Genomic DNA, 15,524 nt, shown 5'->3' with positions numbered 1-15,524 from the left:
CCGGGCGGGTCACAGACCCAGTTCGCCCTCGAAGGCGCCGCCCTCGATGCGCTTCTTGACGGTCTGCAGGAAGCGCGCGGCGTCCGCGCCGTCCACGATCTGGTGGTCGTAGGACAGGGCGAGGTACATCATCGAGCGGATCGCGATGGTCTCCTGGCCCTCGTCGTCGGTGAGGACGACGGGGCGCTTGACGATCGCGCCGGTGCCGAGGATGGCCACCTGCGGCGCGTTGAGGATCGGGGTGTCGAACAGGGCCCCGACGCTGCCGGTGTTGGTGATGGTGAACGTGCCCCCGGCGAGGTCGTCGGGGGTGATCTTGTTGCTGCGCGTGCGCGCGGCGAGGTCGGAGATCTTGCGCGCGAGCCCGCCGAGGTTGAGGTCGCCGGCGTCCTTGATGACGGGGGTGATCAGGCCCTTGGGGGTGTCCACGGCCAGCGAGACGTTCTCGCTGGCGTGGTAGACGATGTTCTCGCCGTCGATGCTGGCGTTGAGGGCGGGGTGCTGCTTGAGCGCCTCGACCGCGGCCTTGACGAAGAACGGCAGGAACGTCAGCTTGGCGCCCTCGGTGGCCGCGAAGGAGTTCTTCGCCCGCGCGCGCAGCCGGGCGATGCGCGTGACGTCGACCTCGATGACGGTGGTCAGCTGCGCGGAGTTCTGCAGCGACTCCTTCATCCGCTGGGCGATGACCTTGCGCAGGCGGGACATCTTCTCGGTGGTCCCGCGCTTGGCGGAGACCTCCACGACCGGCGCCTGCGGGCGCGCCGGCGCCGCGGCGGCCGCGGGGGCCTGCGCCGCCGGGGCCTGCTGCGCCTGGCGGGCCTGCTCGGCCGCGCGCTCGGCGGCGGCGCGCGCCTCGTCGGCGGCCTGCTGCACGTCCTGCTTGCGGATGCGCCCGCCCACGCCGGTGCCGGTGACGCCCGACAGGTCCACGCCGAGGTCCTTGGCGAGCTTGCGCACCAGCGGGGTGACGTAGGTGCTGCCGCCGGTGGGCTGCGCCGCCGGGGCCGGCGGGGCCGGCGGGGCGGGCGGGGTCGGCGGGGCCGCCGGCTGCGGGGCGGCCTGCGGCTCGGGGGAGCCCTCGCCGCGCGCCGAGGACGGCTGGGTGGCGGCCTCGGCCTGCTGCCGCGCCGTCTCGCGCTCGGCGACCTCGTCGGCCAGCGACTCCTCCCGAGGGTCCGGCTGCGTCGCCAGCGGCTCCGCGACCGGCGCGGGCTGCTCGGCGGACTGGGCCGGGGCGTCCTGCCCGCCCTGCGCGCCGTCCTGCGCGCCGTCCTGCTCGGAGGCGTCGCCGACGCGGGCGAGGTCGGTGCCGACCTCGACCGTCTCGTCCTCGCCGACGAGGATCTCCAGCAGGGTGCCGGCCACGGGCGAGGGGATCTCGGTGTCGACCTTGTCGGTGGACACCTCCAGCAGGGGCTCGTCCACCTCGACGGTGTCGCCCACCGACTTCAGCCAGCGGGTGACGGTGCCCTCGGTGACGCTCTCCCCGAGCGCCGGCATCTGCACGGCGGTGCCACCGCCACCGCCACCGGACGGCGCCGCGGGCGGCTGCTGCGGGGACGGCTGGGCGGCCGGCTGCTCGGCGGGCGCGGGCGGCTGCTGGGCGGCGGGCTGCTCGGCGGGCTGGGCCGGGGCGTCCTGCCCGCCCTGCGCGCCGTCCTGCGCGCCGTCCTGCTCGGAGGCGTCGCCGACGCGGGCGAGGTCGGTGCCGACCTCGACCGTCTCGTCCTCGCCGACGAGGATCTCCAGCAGGGTGCCGGCCACGGGCGAGGGGATCTCGGTGTCGACCTTGTCGGTGGACACCTCCAGCAGGGGCTCGTCCACCTCGACGGTGTCGCCCACCGACTTCAGCCAGCGGGTGACGGTGCCCTCGGTGACGCTCTCCCCGAGCGCCGGCATCTGCACCGGGTTCGACATCTGTTCGGTTCTCCTCACGGACGTGCGTGCTCCGGCGCCCGGAGGGACGCCGACGGGTTCGGTCGGTGCCGGCGGGCCGCTGCCGCGCGGCCGGCCGCGGCGGTCAGGAGTGCGTGTGCAGCGGCTTGCCGGCCAGCGCCAGGTGCGCCTCGCCGAGGGACTCGTTCTGCGTGGGGTGCGCGTGCACGAGGGCGGCGACGTCCTCCGGGAAGGCCTCCCAGTTGACGATGAGCTGCGCCTCGCCGACCTGCTCGCCCATGCGGGAGCCGACCATGTGCACGCCCACGACGGGGCCGTCCTTCTGGCGCACGAGCTTGACGAAACCCGTGGTGCCGATGATCTGGCTGCGCCCGTTGCCGCCGAGGTTGTACTCGACCACGTCCACGTCGCCGTACTTCTCGCGGGCCTTGGTCTCGGTCAGGCCCACCGAGGCGACCTCCGGCTCGGAGTACGTCACCTTCGGGATGCCGTTCTCGTCGATCGGGGTGGGCTGCAGGCCGGCGATGTCCTCGGCGACGAAGATGCCCTGCTGGAAACCGCGGTGCGCCAGCTGCAGGCCGGGAACGATGTCGCCGACGGCGCGCACGCCCTCGACGTTGGTGCGCAGGCGCTCGTCGGTCAGCACGTAGCCGCGGTCCATGGCCACGCCCTGCTCCTCGTAGCCGAGGCCGGCGGTGTTGGGGCCGCGGCCGACGGCCACGAGCAGCAGGTCGGCCTCGAGGGTCTTGCCGTCCTCGAGGGTCACCGTCACGCCGGAGTCGTGCTGCTGCGCGCCCTTGAAGCGCACGCCCAGGGAGAACTTGATGCCGCGCTTGCGGAACGCGCGCTCCAGCGCCTTGCTGGACGCCTCGTCCTCCAGGGGCACCAGGTGCGGCAGCGCCTCGACGATGGTGACGTCCGCGCCGAAGGAGCGCCAGACGCTGGCGAACTCCACGCCGATGACCCCGCCGCCGAGCACGACGACGGAGGTGGGCACCGAGTCCAGCTGCAGCGCCTGCTCGCTGGTGATGACGCGACCGCCGACCTCCAGGCCGGGCAGCGAGCGCGAGTACGAGCCGGAGGCCAGCACGACGTGCTTGCCGGTGTAGCGCTGCCCGTCGACCTCCACGGCGTTCGGGGCGACCAGGCGGCCGGTGCCCTGCACCAGCTCGACCTTGCGCGACTTCACCAGGCCCTGCAGGCCCTTGTAGAGGCGCGCGACGACGCCGTCCTTGTACTTGTTCACCCCCGCCATGTCGATGGAGTCGAAGGTGGCGCGCACGCCGAACGCCTCGGACTCGCGGGCGGAGTCGGCCACCTCGGCGGCGTGGATGAGGGCCTTGGTGGGGATGCACCCGCGGTGCAGGCACGTCCCGCCCAGCAGGTCCTTCTCCACGAGGGCGACGGAGAGGCCGAGCTCGGCCGAGCGCAGCGCGCACGCGTACCCCCCGCTGCCCCCTCCGAGGATGACGACGTCGTACTCCTGGCCGGCGGCACCTGCCACGAAAAGCTCCTAGGTCGGCTGTGCGGGACTGCTCCGCGGGGATTCTGTCACCCCCGCCCCGGGCGGGGTCCAGGGGGCGCGCGCCCGGCAGGAACACGCACGACGGCGGCGGTACCCCGGGGGGTGCCGCCGCCGTCGTGCAGGGCCGCTGCGGGCCCGGTGGTCTCAGCGCTCGCGCTCGAGCTGGATCGACTCCTTGCGGTCCACCACGGACTCCTTGCGCGTGGTCACCGACTCCTTGCGGGTGGTCACCGACTCCTTGCGGTCCACCACGGACTCCTTGCGCGTGGTCACCGACTCCTTGCGCGCGCTCGCGTCGATCACGACCACGGTGCCCTTGGGCACGGCCGAGGCGGCCGCGGCGGTCAGCACCCCACCGCCGGCGAGCACCGCGCAGGCGGCCGCCGTCGCCGCGGCGCGGCGGGCGAGCTGGCGCAGACCGTGCTGCGCGGAGTCGTGGACGTGGTGCTGCGAGCTCATGGGTCCTCCGGGGTCTCCACCCCGCGGGCTGCAGGGTGCGCGGCGTGCGTCACCTCGGGCGGGCGGTCGGCGCCCTCCCGAAGAATCGTCACTTTGAGCATAGCGCCAGTTGCTCTCAGTGCATCTCCGCTCGCCCGGAGCGGGCACGAACGGACACGCGCGCGCCGGTCCGGGCGCCCGTGGACCCGCCCGCACCGCGGACGGGCGCGAGCGGGTGCGAGCGGGCGCCCGGTGCGGCAGCTCAGCGGGCGAGGTCCTCCGCCAGCGCCACCAGGGTGCGCACCGCCACGCCGGTGCCCCCCCGGTGCGTGTAGCCGTGCGGCTCGGACGTCAGGAAGGCCGGGCCCGCGATGTCCAGGTGCGCCCACGGCACCAGGGTGCCGTCGGCGCGCTCGCCGACGAACTCGCGCAGGAACAGCCCGGCGACGAGCATCCCGCCGGCCCGGTCGCCGATGTTGGCCAGGTCGGCGACCTGCGAGTCCAGGCTCGCGCGCAGCTCCTGCGGCAGCGGCATCGGCCAGAACTGCTCCCCGGCGCGCTCGGCCGCGGCCAGCACCTCGTCGCGGAAGGAATCGTCGTTGGCCATGACCGCCGAGACGCGGTTGCCCAGCGCGACGACCTGCGCGCCGGTCAGGGTCGCCACGTCCACCACGCGGTCGGGCCGCTCGGCCGTGGCGTCCACGAGGGCGTCGGCCATGACCAGCCGGCCCTCGGCGTCGGTGTTGAGCACCTCCACGGTGGTGCCGCCGCGCATCGTCAGCACGTCCGAGGGGCGGATCGCGGTGCCCGAGGGCATGTTCTCCGCCACGGCGAGCCAGCCGGTCACCCGCACCGGCAGGTCGAGGTCGGCCACCGCCCGCACGGCCGCCAGCACGGCCGCCGCCCCGGACATGTCGCTCTTCATCGTCTCCATGCCCGCCGGGGGCTTGAGCGAGAGGCCGCCGGAGTCGAAGGTGATGCCCTTGCCCACCAGCGCCAGGTGCGCGCGCGCACCCCTCGGGGCGTGCTCGACGACGACCAGGCGCGGGGGGCGCGAGGAGCCCTGGCCCACGCCGAGGATGCCGCCGTAGCCGCCGGCGGCCAGCTCCGCCTCGGTGAGCACCCGCACCGACAGCCCCGTGCCCGCGGCCAGCTCCTGCGCCGCCGCGGCGAGGTCGGCCGGCGCGAGGTCGCCGGGGGCGGTGTTGACCAGGTCGCGGGCCACCGCGACCGCCTCGCCCAGGACCCGGGCGCGCTCCAGCCCGGCGCGCAGCGCCTTGTCCCGCGGCTTGGCCACCAGCACCGAGACCTGCTCGACCGGCCCGCGCTCGGCGGGGCGGTAGCGGGTGAAGGCGTAGGCGCCCAGCGCCGCGCCCTCGGCCAGCGCGCCCACGGCCGCGGCGTCCGGGGCGGGCAGCGCCAGGGCCACCCTGCGGCGCCCGGCCAGCGCCCGCACGGCCGCGCCCGCCGCCCGGCGCAGCGCCTCGGGGTCCTGCGCGCCCTCGCCCACGCCGACGACCGCGACCAGGGGGGCGCTCACGCCGTCGACCTGCGGCAGCAGGTGCACCGCGCCGGCCGAGCCGTCGGCGCCGAGGTCGGTCAGGGCCCGCACCAGCGCCGCGCGCGTGGAGCGCGGCAGGTCGTCGGCGCCCAGCAGCACCGGCTCGGCGCCGCGGGCGGCGCCCGGGGAGCGGGCCGCCCCCAGCACGACGGCGTCGGCGGCGACGCTCTTGACGGACTTGCTGCTCAGTTCCAGGCGGACCACCCGGTCACCCTACCCAGCGGTGCGCGCGCCCCCGGTGTCGGCCGCGCCGGCCCCACCGCCCTCCTCGGCCCCCACGGCAGGCGCCTCCCCGACCTCCGCCGCGGGCACGTCCCCGGGCTCGTCCTCCGGCTCCGGCTCGGGCTCCGGCGCGGGCGGCGGGGCGAGCACGGCGTCCGCGGCCGCCAGCGACTGCGCCGCGCGCAGCACCCCCAGCGCCGCCAGCGCGCCGGTGCCCGCGCCGCGCCCGGCGCCCAGGTCCAGCACCGGCGTCAGCTTCAGCCGCTCCAGCGCCAGGTGCTGGGCCGGCTCCGCGGTGCGCGCGCCCGCCGCCCACCACTTCTCCGCCCCGGGCACCGCGCGGCTGGCCACGAGCGCGGCGGCCGCGCCCACGACGCCGTCGAGCAGCACCGGGGTGCGCCGGGCCGCGGCGCGCAGCAGGAACCCGACGGCCGCGGCGGTGTCGGGGCTGCCGACCGTCTGCAGCAGCAGCACCGGGCGGGTGGCCGCCTGCCGCCCGCGCCGCGCCGCGTCGCGCACCGCGGCCGCCTTGCGCATCCACGCGTCGTCGCCGATGCCGCTGCCGCGGCCGACCACGTCGACGGCGCCCTTGCGCAGCGCGACGGCCACCACCGCGGCGGCCACCGCGGTGGCGCCCGCCCCGACGTCGCCCAGCAGCAGCAGCTGCACGCCCTCGTCGGCGGCCTCGTCGGCCAGGGCCGCGCCGGCCTCCACGGCCGCGCGCGTCTCCTCCTCCGTCATGGCGTCCTCGACGGCCACGTCCCCGCTGCCGGCGCGCACCGCCCGCTGCGCCACCGCCGCCGGCAGCCCCTCGAGCGCGTCGCGGTCGGCCACGCCCAGGGCGTGCACGGCCAGCTCCACCCCGCTGGCGGCGGCCAGCACCGCCGCCGGGTGGGTGCCCTCCACGAGCGCGCGCACCGCGCCGGCCGCGCCGCCGGGCTGCAGCACCGAGACCCCGCGCGCGGCCACGCCGTGGTCGCCGGCCAGCACGACCAGCCGCACCCGCTCCAGCGGGCCGGCGACGTCGGCGTCGCGCACCCCGGCCAGCCAGGTGCCCAGCGCGCGCAGCCGCGAGGGCCCCGCCAGCGGGGAGACCGGGCCGGCCGGGCCGACCGGTGCGGCCGGGTCTCCGGGGACGGCGGGGGTGTGCGGGGAGCGCAGCCCCGTGGCGACCTCGCGCAGGTGCAGCGGCCGCGGGCCGTCGGTCATCGTCAGCTCCTCGGGGGCGGTGGTGCGGGCGGGGCCCGGCGGCGGGGCGCGCGGACCGGGAGGATCGTCGCACCCGCCGCGCCCCGCCCCGGCGCGGCCCGGCGCGCGGCCCGGCGCGCGGGTGGACGCGCGGGTGGGCGCGCGGGTGGGCGGTCCCCGCCGCACCGCGGGGGCGGGCCCCGCGGGGGCGCGCCCGTCGAGCCGGGCCCCCGGCGACGGCCGTGTCCACGAAGTGAGACGACTGTCTCGCGGAGTGGATGCGCGGTGGGTGCCCGCGGCTACCTTCTGCGGCGACCCCCACCGCCGCACCCCCGGAGCTCCGCCATGGGTCCCGCCGACCTGAACACCGCCGGCGCGCACCGCGCGCCGGCCACCGCCGCGACGCCGGGTGCGCCGGCCAACCCGGTCCGCCGGGTCGCCGCCGCGAGCCTCATCGGCACGACGATCGAGTTCTACGACTTCTACGTCTACGCGACGGCCGCCGTGCTGGTCTTCGGCCCGCTCTTCTTCCCCTCGGGCAACGAGGCGGCCGAGACCCTCGCCTCGCTGGCCACCTTCGCCATCGCCTTCGTCGCCCGCCCGATCGGCTCGGTCGTCTTCGGCCACTTCGGCGACCGGATCGGCCGCAAGGCGACCCTGGTGGCGGCGCTGCTCGTCATGGGCGTGTCCACCGTGCTCATCGGCGTGCTGCCCACCCACGCCTCCGTGGGCACCCTGGCGCCGGTGCTGCTGTGCCTGCTGCGCTTCGGCCAGGGCTTCGGCCTGGGCGGGGAGTGGGGCGGCGCCGCGCTGCTGGCCACCGAGAACGCCCCGGCGAACCGGCGGGCGCTGTTCGGGATGCTGCCGCAGCTGGGCGCCCCGCTGGGCTTCGTCCTCGCCAACACCCTCTTCATCGTCCTGGCCTCCACGATGAGCGAGGACGCCTTCACGGCGTGGGGCTGGCGCGTGCCGTTCCTGCTCTCCGCCGTCCTGGTCGTGCTGGGCCTGTGGATCCGCCTCAGCCTGACCGAGACGCCCGTCTTCGCCCGGGCGCTCGCCGAGGACCGGCAGGTGCGCGTGCCCGTCGCCGAGGTGCTGCGCCGCAGCTGGAAGGTGCTGGTCCTGGGCGCCTTCTCGGTGATGCTGACCTACACGCTCTTCTACCTGACCACCACGTGGTCGCTGACCTACGGCACGAAGACGCTGGGCTACGAGCGCCAGGACTTCCTGCTCATGCTCTGCATCGCCGTGCTCTTCATGGCCGCGGCGACCCCGCTGTCCGGGCTGCTCTCCGACCGCGCCGGCCGCCGCCCCGTGCTGGCCACCGCGATGGTCGGCGGTGCCGTCGTCGGCCTGCTGACCGGCCCGCTGCTCAGCTCGGGCAGCACCGCGCTGGTGATGGTGTGGCTGTGCGCCGGCCTGTTCTTCATGGGCCTGGTGTTCGGGCCGATCGGCGCGTACCTGCCCGAGCTCTTCCCGACGAACGTGCGCTACACCGGCGCCTCGCTCGCCTTCAACGCCGGCAGCATCCTGGGCGCCTCGCTCGCCCCGTACACCGCCGTGCGCCTGGCGCAGGCCCACGGCGTCAGCTGGGTGGGCTTCTACCTGGCCGGCACGGCCGTCGTCAGCCTGGTCGCGCTCGCGCTGCTGCGCGAGACGCGCACCAGCGCCCTGGAGGACTGAACCACCGGGGCCGCCGCGCGTGGGCGGCCCCGGCGCGCGGCCGCCCCGCCGGCGCGGGGTTACCCTGCCGGTGGCCGCGCCCAGGGGGGGAGCGCCGCTGGATCGAGGAGGACCGTGGTGGCTGGCGGCTCGGGAGCTGCGTACCGCGCGCTGTACCGGACGGTGCTGACGCGCGTCGACCCGGAGCGCGCGCACCACCTGGCCTACGACGGGATGCGCGCCGCGAGCCGGGTGCCCCCCGCGGTGCCGCTGCTGCGCCGCGCGTTCGTCGAGACCGACCCGCGCCTGCGCACCCGCGCCCTGGGCCTGGACCTGGCCAGCCCGCTGGGCCTGGCCGCCGGCTTCGACAAGGACGGCGCGGCCGTGGAGGCCCTGGCGCACTTCGGCTTCGCCTTCGTCGAGGTCGGCACCGTCACCGCGCTGCCGCAGCCGGGCAACCCGAAGCCGCGCCTGCAACGCCTCGTCGACGACCGCGCGATCGTCAACCGCATGGGCTTCAACAACTCCGGCGCCGAGGCCGTGGCGCGCCGCCTGCGCCGGCTGCGCGCGGTGCCGCCGCGCCACCCCGTCGCCGTCGGGGTCAACATCGGCAAGAGCAAGGTGGTGCCCGAGCGGGACGCCGCCGCCGACTACGCCACCTCCGCGCGGCTGCTGGCCCCCTACGCCGACTACCTCGTGGTCAACGTCAGCTCCCCGAACACCCCGGGCCTGCGCGACCTGCAGGCGGTGGGCAAGCTGCGCCCGGTGCTGGAGACGGTGCGCACCAGCGCCGACGCCGCCGCCCACCGCCACGTGCCGCTGCTGGTCAAGATCGCCCCGGACCTCGGCGACGAGGACGTCGACGCCGTCGCGGACCTCGCCCTGGAGCTGGGCCTGGACGGCGTCGTGGCCACCAACACCACCACCGCCCGCGAGGGCCTGCGCTCGGACCCGGCGCTGGTGAGCGCCGCCGGCGGGGGAGGGCTCTCCGGCGCCCCGCTGCGCGAGCGCTCCGTGCAGGTGCTGCGCCGGCTGTCCGCGCGCGCCGGGGACCGCCTGACCCTCGTCAGCGTCGGCGGCGTGGAGAGCGCCGACGACGTGCGCGAGCGGCTCGAGGCCGGCGCCTCCCTCGTGCAGTCCTACACGGCGTTCGTCTACGAGGGCCCGGGCTGGGCGCGCCGGGTCCTCTCCGACCTGGCCGCCTCCCGCTCGCGGCGCGAGGAGGACCGCGCCGGCGCCGCGCGCTGAGCCGCGGCGCACCACCGCCGGGGTCGCGCTCTCGAGTTGTGCGCGCGGCCCGCAGCGGCGACGGTCGGGGTACCACCGCGGGGCCGGCGCGCCCGCTCCGCCCCGCCCCGACGCGAGGAGCCCCATGACCGACGTCGCGCAGCGCCGTCCCGGCGCCGGCGACCCCCGGCCGCCCGGCGAACCCGACCCCGCCCGCTGGCGGGCGCTGGGCGTGTGCCTGGTGGTGGGGTTCATGACCCTGCTCGACGTCTCGATCGTCAACGTCGCGCTGCCGTCCATCGAGTCCGCCCTGGGCGCCGGGCCCTCCCAGGTGCAGTGGATCGTCGCCGGCTACGCCCTCGCCTTCGGCCTGGTGCTCGTGCCCGCCGGCCGCTTCGGCGACCTGTACTCGCGGCGCACGATCTTCGTGGTCGGCCTGGCCGGGTTCGTCCTGACCAGCGCCGCCGCCGGCCTGGTGCAGTCCGCCACCGCCCTGGCCCTGGTGCGGCTGCTGCAGGGCGTGACCGCCGGGCTGGTCAACCCGCAGGTCCTCGCCTTCATCCAGGAGCTGTTCACCGGCCCCGAGCGCGGCCGCGCCTTCGCCGCCTTCGGCACCACGGTCGGGCTCTCCACCGCGATCGGGCCGCTGCTGGGCGGGGTGATCCTGCAGGTCTTCGGCGAGGAGCACGGCTGGCGCGGGGTCTTCCTCATCAACGTGCCCATCGGCCTGGTGCTGCTGCCGCTGGCGTGGCGATGGCTGCCCGCGCGGCGCGGCGCGCGCGGGCGCCCCGGCTTCGACGTGCCCGGCCTGCTGCTGCTGGCCGCCGCCGTGCTGCTGCTCATGCTGCCGTTCGTGCTCACCAGCAGCTCCTCCGCCCGCTGGTGGCTGCTCGCGCCCGGCGTGGCGCTGCTCGTCGCCTTCGCGCTGTGGGAGCGGCGCCAGGACCGCCTGGACCGCAACCCCGTCATCGCCGTGAGCCTGGTGCGCACCCCGTCCTTCACCACGGGCGCCCTCATCGGCGTGGCCTACTTCGCCGGCTTCACCGGCATCTTCCTCGTCGTCACCCTGTACCTGCAGTCCGGGCTCGGCTTCTCCCCGCTGCAGGCCGGGCTCGTGCAGACCCCCTTCGCGCTGGCCTCCGCCGCGCTGGCTCAGGTCGGCGGCCGGCAGGTGGCGCGGCGCGGGCGCACGGTCGTCGTCGTCGGCCTGCTCGTCGTGGCCGTGGGGCTGACCGCGGCCGACGTGGTCAGCGCCGCGGTGCAGGGCACCGCCGGGGCGGTCGCGCTGGCCGCGTGCCTGGGCGTCGCCGGCGTCGGCAGCGGCCTGGTCATCTCGCCCAACCAGACCCTCACCCTCGCCGACGTCCCGCGCCGCACCTCCGGCGTGGCCGGCGGGGCGCTGCAGACCGGTCAGCGCATCGGCTCGGCGATGGGCGTGGCCGCCGTCACGGCCGTCTTCTACTCGGTGCTGGCCGGCGCCGGCCTGGGCGAGCAGCGCCGCGCCGGCGCCGGCGGCGAGGTGCCCGAGCAGGTGCAGGCCGCCTTCGGCGAGGCCCTCTCGGGCGGGCTGCGGGTCTCCCTCGGCCTGGTCGTGGCGGCCCTGCTGCTGGCCCTGCTCGACCAGCGCCGGCGCCGCTCGACGGAGACCACGGGCACCGGGGAGACCGCGGGCACCGCGGGCGCGGGGCCCGACCGGGCCGCCGGGCCGGGTGCACCCGGCACGGGCCGCCCCGACGTCGGCTAGCGTCGCGGCGGTGAGGGCGACGCAGTGGACCTGGACCTTCGAGGACGCCGAGGGGCGCCCCGTCGAGGGCGGTGGCGAGGTGTTCCCCACCCAGGCGGACGCCGAGGTGTGGATCGGGGAGAACTGGCGCGGCCTGCGCGAGCGCGGCGCCGAGTCCGCCCAGCTCTCCGCCGACGGCCAGCCCTTCTCCCGCCCGCTCAGCCTGCGCCCCGCCGACTAGCGGCGCGGCGCCGGCCGAGCGGGGCCCCGGCGGGCGCGGTGCCCGCCGGGGCGCTCGCCGCCTCGTCAGGAGGGGCGCTCGGCCGGCGCGTTGCGCGCCGTCAGGCCCGGGTCGCGCTCGACGACGTCGCCGAGGACCTCGTCGATGCGCGCCATGAGCTCCGGGGGGATCACCACGCCGGAGGCCTTGACGTTCTCGGTGACCTGCTCGGGGCGCGAGGCGCCGATGATGGCGGTGGCGACGTTGTCGTTCTGCAGCACCCAGGCCACCGCCAGCTGCGACATGGACAGGTCCAGGTCGGCGGCCACGCCGCGCAGGCGCTGCACCCGCTCCAGCACGTCGTCGCGCATCCAGCGGCTGATCATCTGCCGGCCGCCCTTCTCGTCGGTGGCGCGGCTGCCCGCCGGCGGCTCGGCGCCCGGGCGGTACTTGCCCGTCAGCACGCCCTGCGCGATGGGGGACCACACCACCTGCGACACGCCCAGCTCGCGGCTGGTGGGCACGACCTCGCCCTCGATGACGCGCCACAGCGCGGAGTACTGCGGCTGGTTGGAGACCAGCTGCACCCCCAGCTCGCGCGCCAGGCCGTGCGCGGCGCGGATCTGCTCGGCGGTCCACTCGCTGACCCCGACGTAGAGCGCCTTGCCGGCGCGCACCACGTCGGCGAAGGCCTGCACCGTCTCCTCCAGCGGGGTGGCGGTGTCATAGCGGTGCGCCTGGTAGACGTCGACGTGGTCGGTGCCCAGCCGGCGCAGCGAGCCGTCGATGGACTCGGTGATGTGCTTGCGCGACAGGCCCGAGTCGTTGGGCCCCTTCGGCCCGGTGGGGAAGTAGACCTTCGTCATGATCTCGAGGCTCTCGCGGCGCTCGCCCTTCAGCGCCTGGCCGAGGACCGTCTCGGCGGCCGTGTTCGCGTAGACGTCGGCGGTGTCGAACGTCGAGATCCCCGCGTCGAGCGCGGCGCGCACGCAGGCGACGGCGGCGTCGTTCTCCACCTGCGAGCCGTGCGTCAGCCAGTTGCCGTAGGTGATCTCGGAGATCTTCAGACCGCTGCGACCGAGGTGTCGGTACTCCATGGCCGCGACGGTAGGGCCTGCCGGGCCGCCGCGCACCGCCGTGGCCGCCGGTGCGGAGGGTGGGGCCCGGCGCGGGCGCCGCGGGCGCGGGGCGCGCTCAGCGCGGCGGCGCGCCCCGCTCGACCATCGGCACCGGGCGGCGCATGCGGCGGATCTGCAGCGCGCGGGTGACGCCGTAGGAGACCAGGCCGCGCTCGGGCTCCTCGAAGCGCCCGGCCAGCGCGCGCTTGACGCGCCGGCCCAGCAGCACGCTGTCGACGACGACGACGGCGAGCATGCCGTAGATGAGGACCGTGGTGCCCAGCAGCAGCGCTGCCGAGCGCAGCGGCTGCGCCAGCAGGGACAGCAGCAGCGAGGCGCCGGCGATGATGAGGAAGTACTCGCCCACGTTGCGCCGGGCGTCGACCACGTCGCGCACGAAGCGCCGCTGCGGGCCGCGGTCGCGCGCGGGCAGGTAGCGCTCGTCGCCGGTCAGCAGCGCCTGCTGCGAGCGCAGCCGCTCCTGGCGCTGCGCCTCGCGGGCCGCGCGCGCGGCGGCCTTGCGGTCGGCGGGCACCAGGGGGCGCGCGTTGCGGGCGCGGGCCTCGTCGCGGCGGGGGGTCGGGCGGCCCTTGCCGCCCGGCTTCGTCAGCTCGACGGCCGGCGCGGCGGCGGCGGGGGCCTGCTTCTCCTTCGAGCGTCCGAACACGCCGCCAGGGTACGTCAACCGCGCGCCCGCCCCGGCCGCCCGCGCCCCGGTGCGGGCCCGTGCGGCGGTAGCGTCGGCGCGCGTGAGCCAGCCGCCCGTGACCCCGCCCCTGCCCGCCCCCGGGCCCGAGCGCACCGCGGTGCTGCGGCGCGCCTGCGCCGCCGGCGCCGCCGCCGCGCGCGCCGACCTCGAGGCCCTCGTGCGCGTGCCCAGCGTCTCCGCGCGCGCCTTCGACCAGGCCCACGTGGCCGCCAGCGCCGAGGCCGTGGCCGCCCTGCTGCGCGCCGCCGGTGCGCCGCGGGTGCGGGTGCGCACCGCCGAGGCGGTCGTCGACGGCGTCGCGCGCCGCAGCGCGCCGGCGGTGCTGGCGCACCGCCCCGCGCCGCCCGGCCGGCCCACCGTGCTGCTCTACGCCCACCACGACGTGCAGCCGCCGGGCCCGGAGGAGGCGTGGACCACCCCCGCCTTCGAGCCCGTCGAGCGCGACGGGCGCCTGTACGGGCGCGGCACCGCCGACGACAAGGCCGGCGTGATCGCCCACGTCGCCGCGCTGCGCACCCTGCTGCCGCTGTGGGGCGAGGACGACGGCGTCGGCGTGACCGTCTTCGTCGAGGGCGAGGAGGAGGTCGGCTCGCCCACCTTCGCCGCCTTCCTGGCCGAGCACCGCGCCGAGCTGGCCGCCGACGTCATCGTCGTGGCGGACTCGGCCAACTGGCGCGTGGGCGTGCCGGCGATCACCACCACGCTGCGCGGCCTGGTCGACTGCGAGGTGAGCGTCTCGGTGCTGGAGCACCCGGTGCACTCCGGCGTCAACGGCGGCCCGGTCCTCGACGCCCTGACGTGCCTGTCGCGCCTGGTCGCCACGCTGCACGACGAGGCGGGCGACGTGGCCGTGCGCGGGCTGCTGCACGGCTCGGCCGGCGACGTCGACCTCACCGAGGAGCGCTACCGCGCCGAGGCGGGGGTGCTCGACGGGGTGCGCCTGGCCGGCACCGGGACGGTCGCCGACCGGCTGTGGGCCAAGCCGGCCCTGTCCGTCATCGGCGTCGACGCCACGCCCGTGGACCTGGCCAGCAACACCCTGGTGCCCTCCGCGCGCGCCAAGCTCAGCCTGCGCCTGGCGCCCGGGCAGGACCCGGGCGAGGCGATGACCGCGCTGCGCCGCCACCTGCTGGCGCACGCCCCCCTCGGCGCCCGCGTGGAGGTGGCCGAGGGCGAGCGCGGCAGCGCCTTCGCCGCCGACACCGCCTCGCCGGCGCACGCGGTGGCGCGCGCCGCCCTGGAGGAGGCCTTCGGCGCCCCGGTGGTCGAGGCCGGCATGGGCGGCTCCATCCCCTTCATCGCCGACCTGGCCGCCGAGCACCCCGGCGCGGCGATCCTCGTCACCGGCGTGGAGGACCCCGCCTCGCGCGCCCACGGCCCCGACGAGTCGCTGCACCTGGCCGACTTCGAGCGCGCCTGCCTCGGCGAGGTGCTGCTGCTCGACGGCATGGCGGCGGTGCCCGCCACCGTGACCGGCGCGGCGGGCGGCGCGGCGGGCGGTGCGGCGGGGCGCTGAGCGCCCGTAACCTGGAGGGGGAACAACCGTGCCGCCCCGGCGGTTGGCCCGGACAGCGTCCCTAGTCGACGAGTGGAACCGGAGACGAGCCTGATGACCACGACGACCGCCGCCGCCGAGGAGACCCGCGCCCACGGCGTGGAGCTCACCGACGTCGCCGCCACCAAGGTCCGCACCCTGCTGGAGCAGGAGGGCCGTGACGACCTGCGCCTGCGCATCGCGGTGCAGCCCGGCGGCTGCTCCGGCCTGATCTACCAGCTCTACTTCGACGAGCGGGAGCTCGACGGCGACGCCGTGCGCGACTTCGACGGCGTCGGCGTGGTGGTGGACAAGATGAGCGCCCCCTACCTGGACGGCGCGACCATCGACTTCGCCGACACGATCGAGAAGCAGGGCTTCACCATCGACAACCCGAACGCGGGCAGCAGCTGCGCCTGCGGCGACTCGTTCTCCTGACGGGCGCTCCCGCGCCCGCCGGCCCCCCGCCGGCCGGCCCGCACGGCCCGACGGCCCCCGCAC

Annotated in this window: 13 protein-coding genes; 6 read left to right on the top strand and 7 right to left on the bottom strand. The window is 77.0% G+C overall.

What is annotated here, in order from left to right; translation table 11 throughout:
• Positions 1-9: 9 nt before the first annotated feature.
• From sucB to ACRYMN_RS06660, 5 genes are all read right to left on the bottom strand, one after another.
• Positions 10-1,917, bottom strand: coding sequence for a 2-oxoglutarate dehydrogenase, E2 component, dihydrolipoamide succinyltransferase (gene sucB, locus ACRYMN_RS06680; protein ID WP_432493311.1), 1,908 nt, complete (start codon positions 1,915-1,917; stop codon positions 10-12).
• A 103-nt stretch (positions 1,918-2,020) separates the two neighbouring features.
• The gene (gene lpdA, locus ACRYMN_RS06675) at positions 2,021-3,400 is read right to left on the bottom strand and encodes a dihydrolipoyl dehydrogenase (protein WP_432493265.1); all 1,380 of its coding nucleotides are present in this window, start codon (positions 3,398-3,400) and stop codon (positions 2,021-2,023) included.
• 165 nt (positions 3,401-3,565) lie between these two features.
• The gene (locus ACRYMN_RS06670) at positions 3,566-3,880 is read right to left on the bottom strand and encodes a hypothetical protein (protein ID WP_432493263.1); all 315 of its coding nucleotides are present in this window, start codon (positions 3,878-3,880) and stop codon (positions 3,566-3,568) included.
• Between the two features lie 241 nt (positions 3,881-4,121).
• Positions 4,122-5,624, bottom strand: a complete 1,503-nt coding sequence (locus ACRYMN_RS06665) for a leucyl aminopeptidase (protein ID WP_432493261.1) — start codon at positions 5,622-5,624, stop codon at positions 4,122-4,124.
• A gap of 9 nt (positions 5,625-5,633) precedes the next feature.
• Entirely contained in the window at positions 5,634-6,851 is a 1,218-nt protein-coding gene (locus tag ACRYMN_RS06660) for a nicotinate-nucleotide--dimethylbenzimidazole phosphoribosyltransferase (protein ID WP_432493259.1), read from the bottom strand.
• Between the two features lie 324 nt (positions 6,852-7,175).
• Here ACRYMN_RS06660 and ACRYMN_RS06655 point away from each other — a divergent pair, with 324 nt between their 5' ends.
• From ACRYMN_RS06655 to ACRYMN_RS06640, 4 genes are all read left to right on the top strand, one after another.
• Positions 7,176-8,513, top strand: a complete 1,338-nt coding sequence (locus ACRYMN_RS06655; RefSeq protein WP_432493257.1) for an MFS transporter — start codon at positions 7,176-7,178, stop codon at positions 8,511-8,513.
• 117 nt (positions 8,514-8,630) lie between these two features.
• Positions 8,631-9,740 carry a quinone-dependent dihydroorotate dehydrogenase gene (locus ACRYMN_RS06650; RefSeq protein WP_432493255.1) on the top strand — a complete coding sequence of 370 codons (1,110 nt, stop codon included), beginning with the start codon at positions 8,631-8,633 and terminating at the stop codon, positions 9,738-9,740.
• A 124-nt stretch (positions 9,741-9,864) separates the two neighbouring features.
• Positions 9,865-11,463, top strand: coding sequence for an MFS transporter (locus tag ACRYMN_RS06645; protein WP_432493253.1), 1,599 nt, complete (start codon positions 9,865-9,867; stop codon positions 11,461-11,463).
• A 10-nt stretch (positions 11,464-11,473) separates the two neighbouring features.
• On the top strand, positions 11,474-11,683 hold the full coding sequence (locus ACRYMN_RS06640) for a hypothetical protein (RefSeq protein WP_432493251.1): 210 nt from the start codon (positions 11,474-11,476) through the stop codon (positions 11,681-11,683).
• Between the two features lie 65 nt (positions 11,684-11,748).
• Here the strand turns inward: ACRYMN_RS06640 and ACRYMN_RS06635 are convergent, their stop codons facing one another.
• Together ACRYMN_RS06635 and ACRYMN_RS06630 are read right to left on the bottom strand one after the other, a co-directional pair.
• The gene (locus ACRYMN_RS06635; RefSeq protein ID WP_432493249.1) at positions 11,749-12,759 is read right to left on the bottom strand and encodes an aldo/keto reductase family protein; all 1,011 of its coding nucleotides are present in this window, start codon (positions 12,757-12,759) and stop codon (positions 11,749-11,751) included.
• A gap of 97 nt (positions 12,760-12,856) precedes the next feature.
• Positions 12,857-13,447, bottom strand: a complete 591-nt coding sequence (locus tag ACRYMN_RS06630; RefSeq protein WP_432493247.1) for a DUF3043 domain-containing protein — start codon at positions 13,445-13,447, stop codon at positions 12,857-12,859.
• An 82-nt stretch (positions 13,448-13,529) separates the two neighbouring features.
• Here ACRYMN_RS06630 and ACRYMN_RS06625 point away from each other — a divergent pair, with 82 nt between their 5' ends.
• Complete coding sequence (locus ACRYMN_RS06625; RefSeq protein ID WP_432493245.1) at positions 13,530-15,005, top strand: dipeptidase; 1,476 nt, start codon at positions 13,530-13,532, stop codon at positions 15,003-15,005.
• Positions 15,006-15,098: 93 nt separating this feature from the next.
• Positions 15,099-15,461, top strand: a complete 363-nt coding sequence (locus ACRYMN_RS06620) for a HesB/IscA family protein (protein ID WP_432493243.1) — start codon at positions 15,099-15,101, stop codon at positions 15,459-15,461.
• Positions 15,462-15,524 lie beyond the last annotated feature (63 nt).

It is taken from the genome of Kineococcus gypseus, assembly GCF_050871305.1.
Lineage (GTDB): Bacteria > Actinomycetota > Actinomycetes > Actinomycetales > Kineococcaceae > Kineococcus > Kineococcus gypseus.
This window is presented reverse-complemented; position numbering and strand designations above follow the sequence as displayed.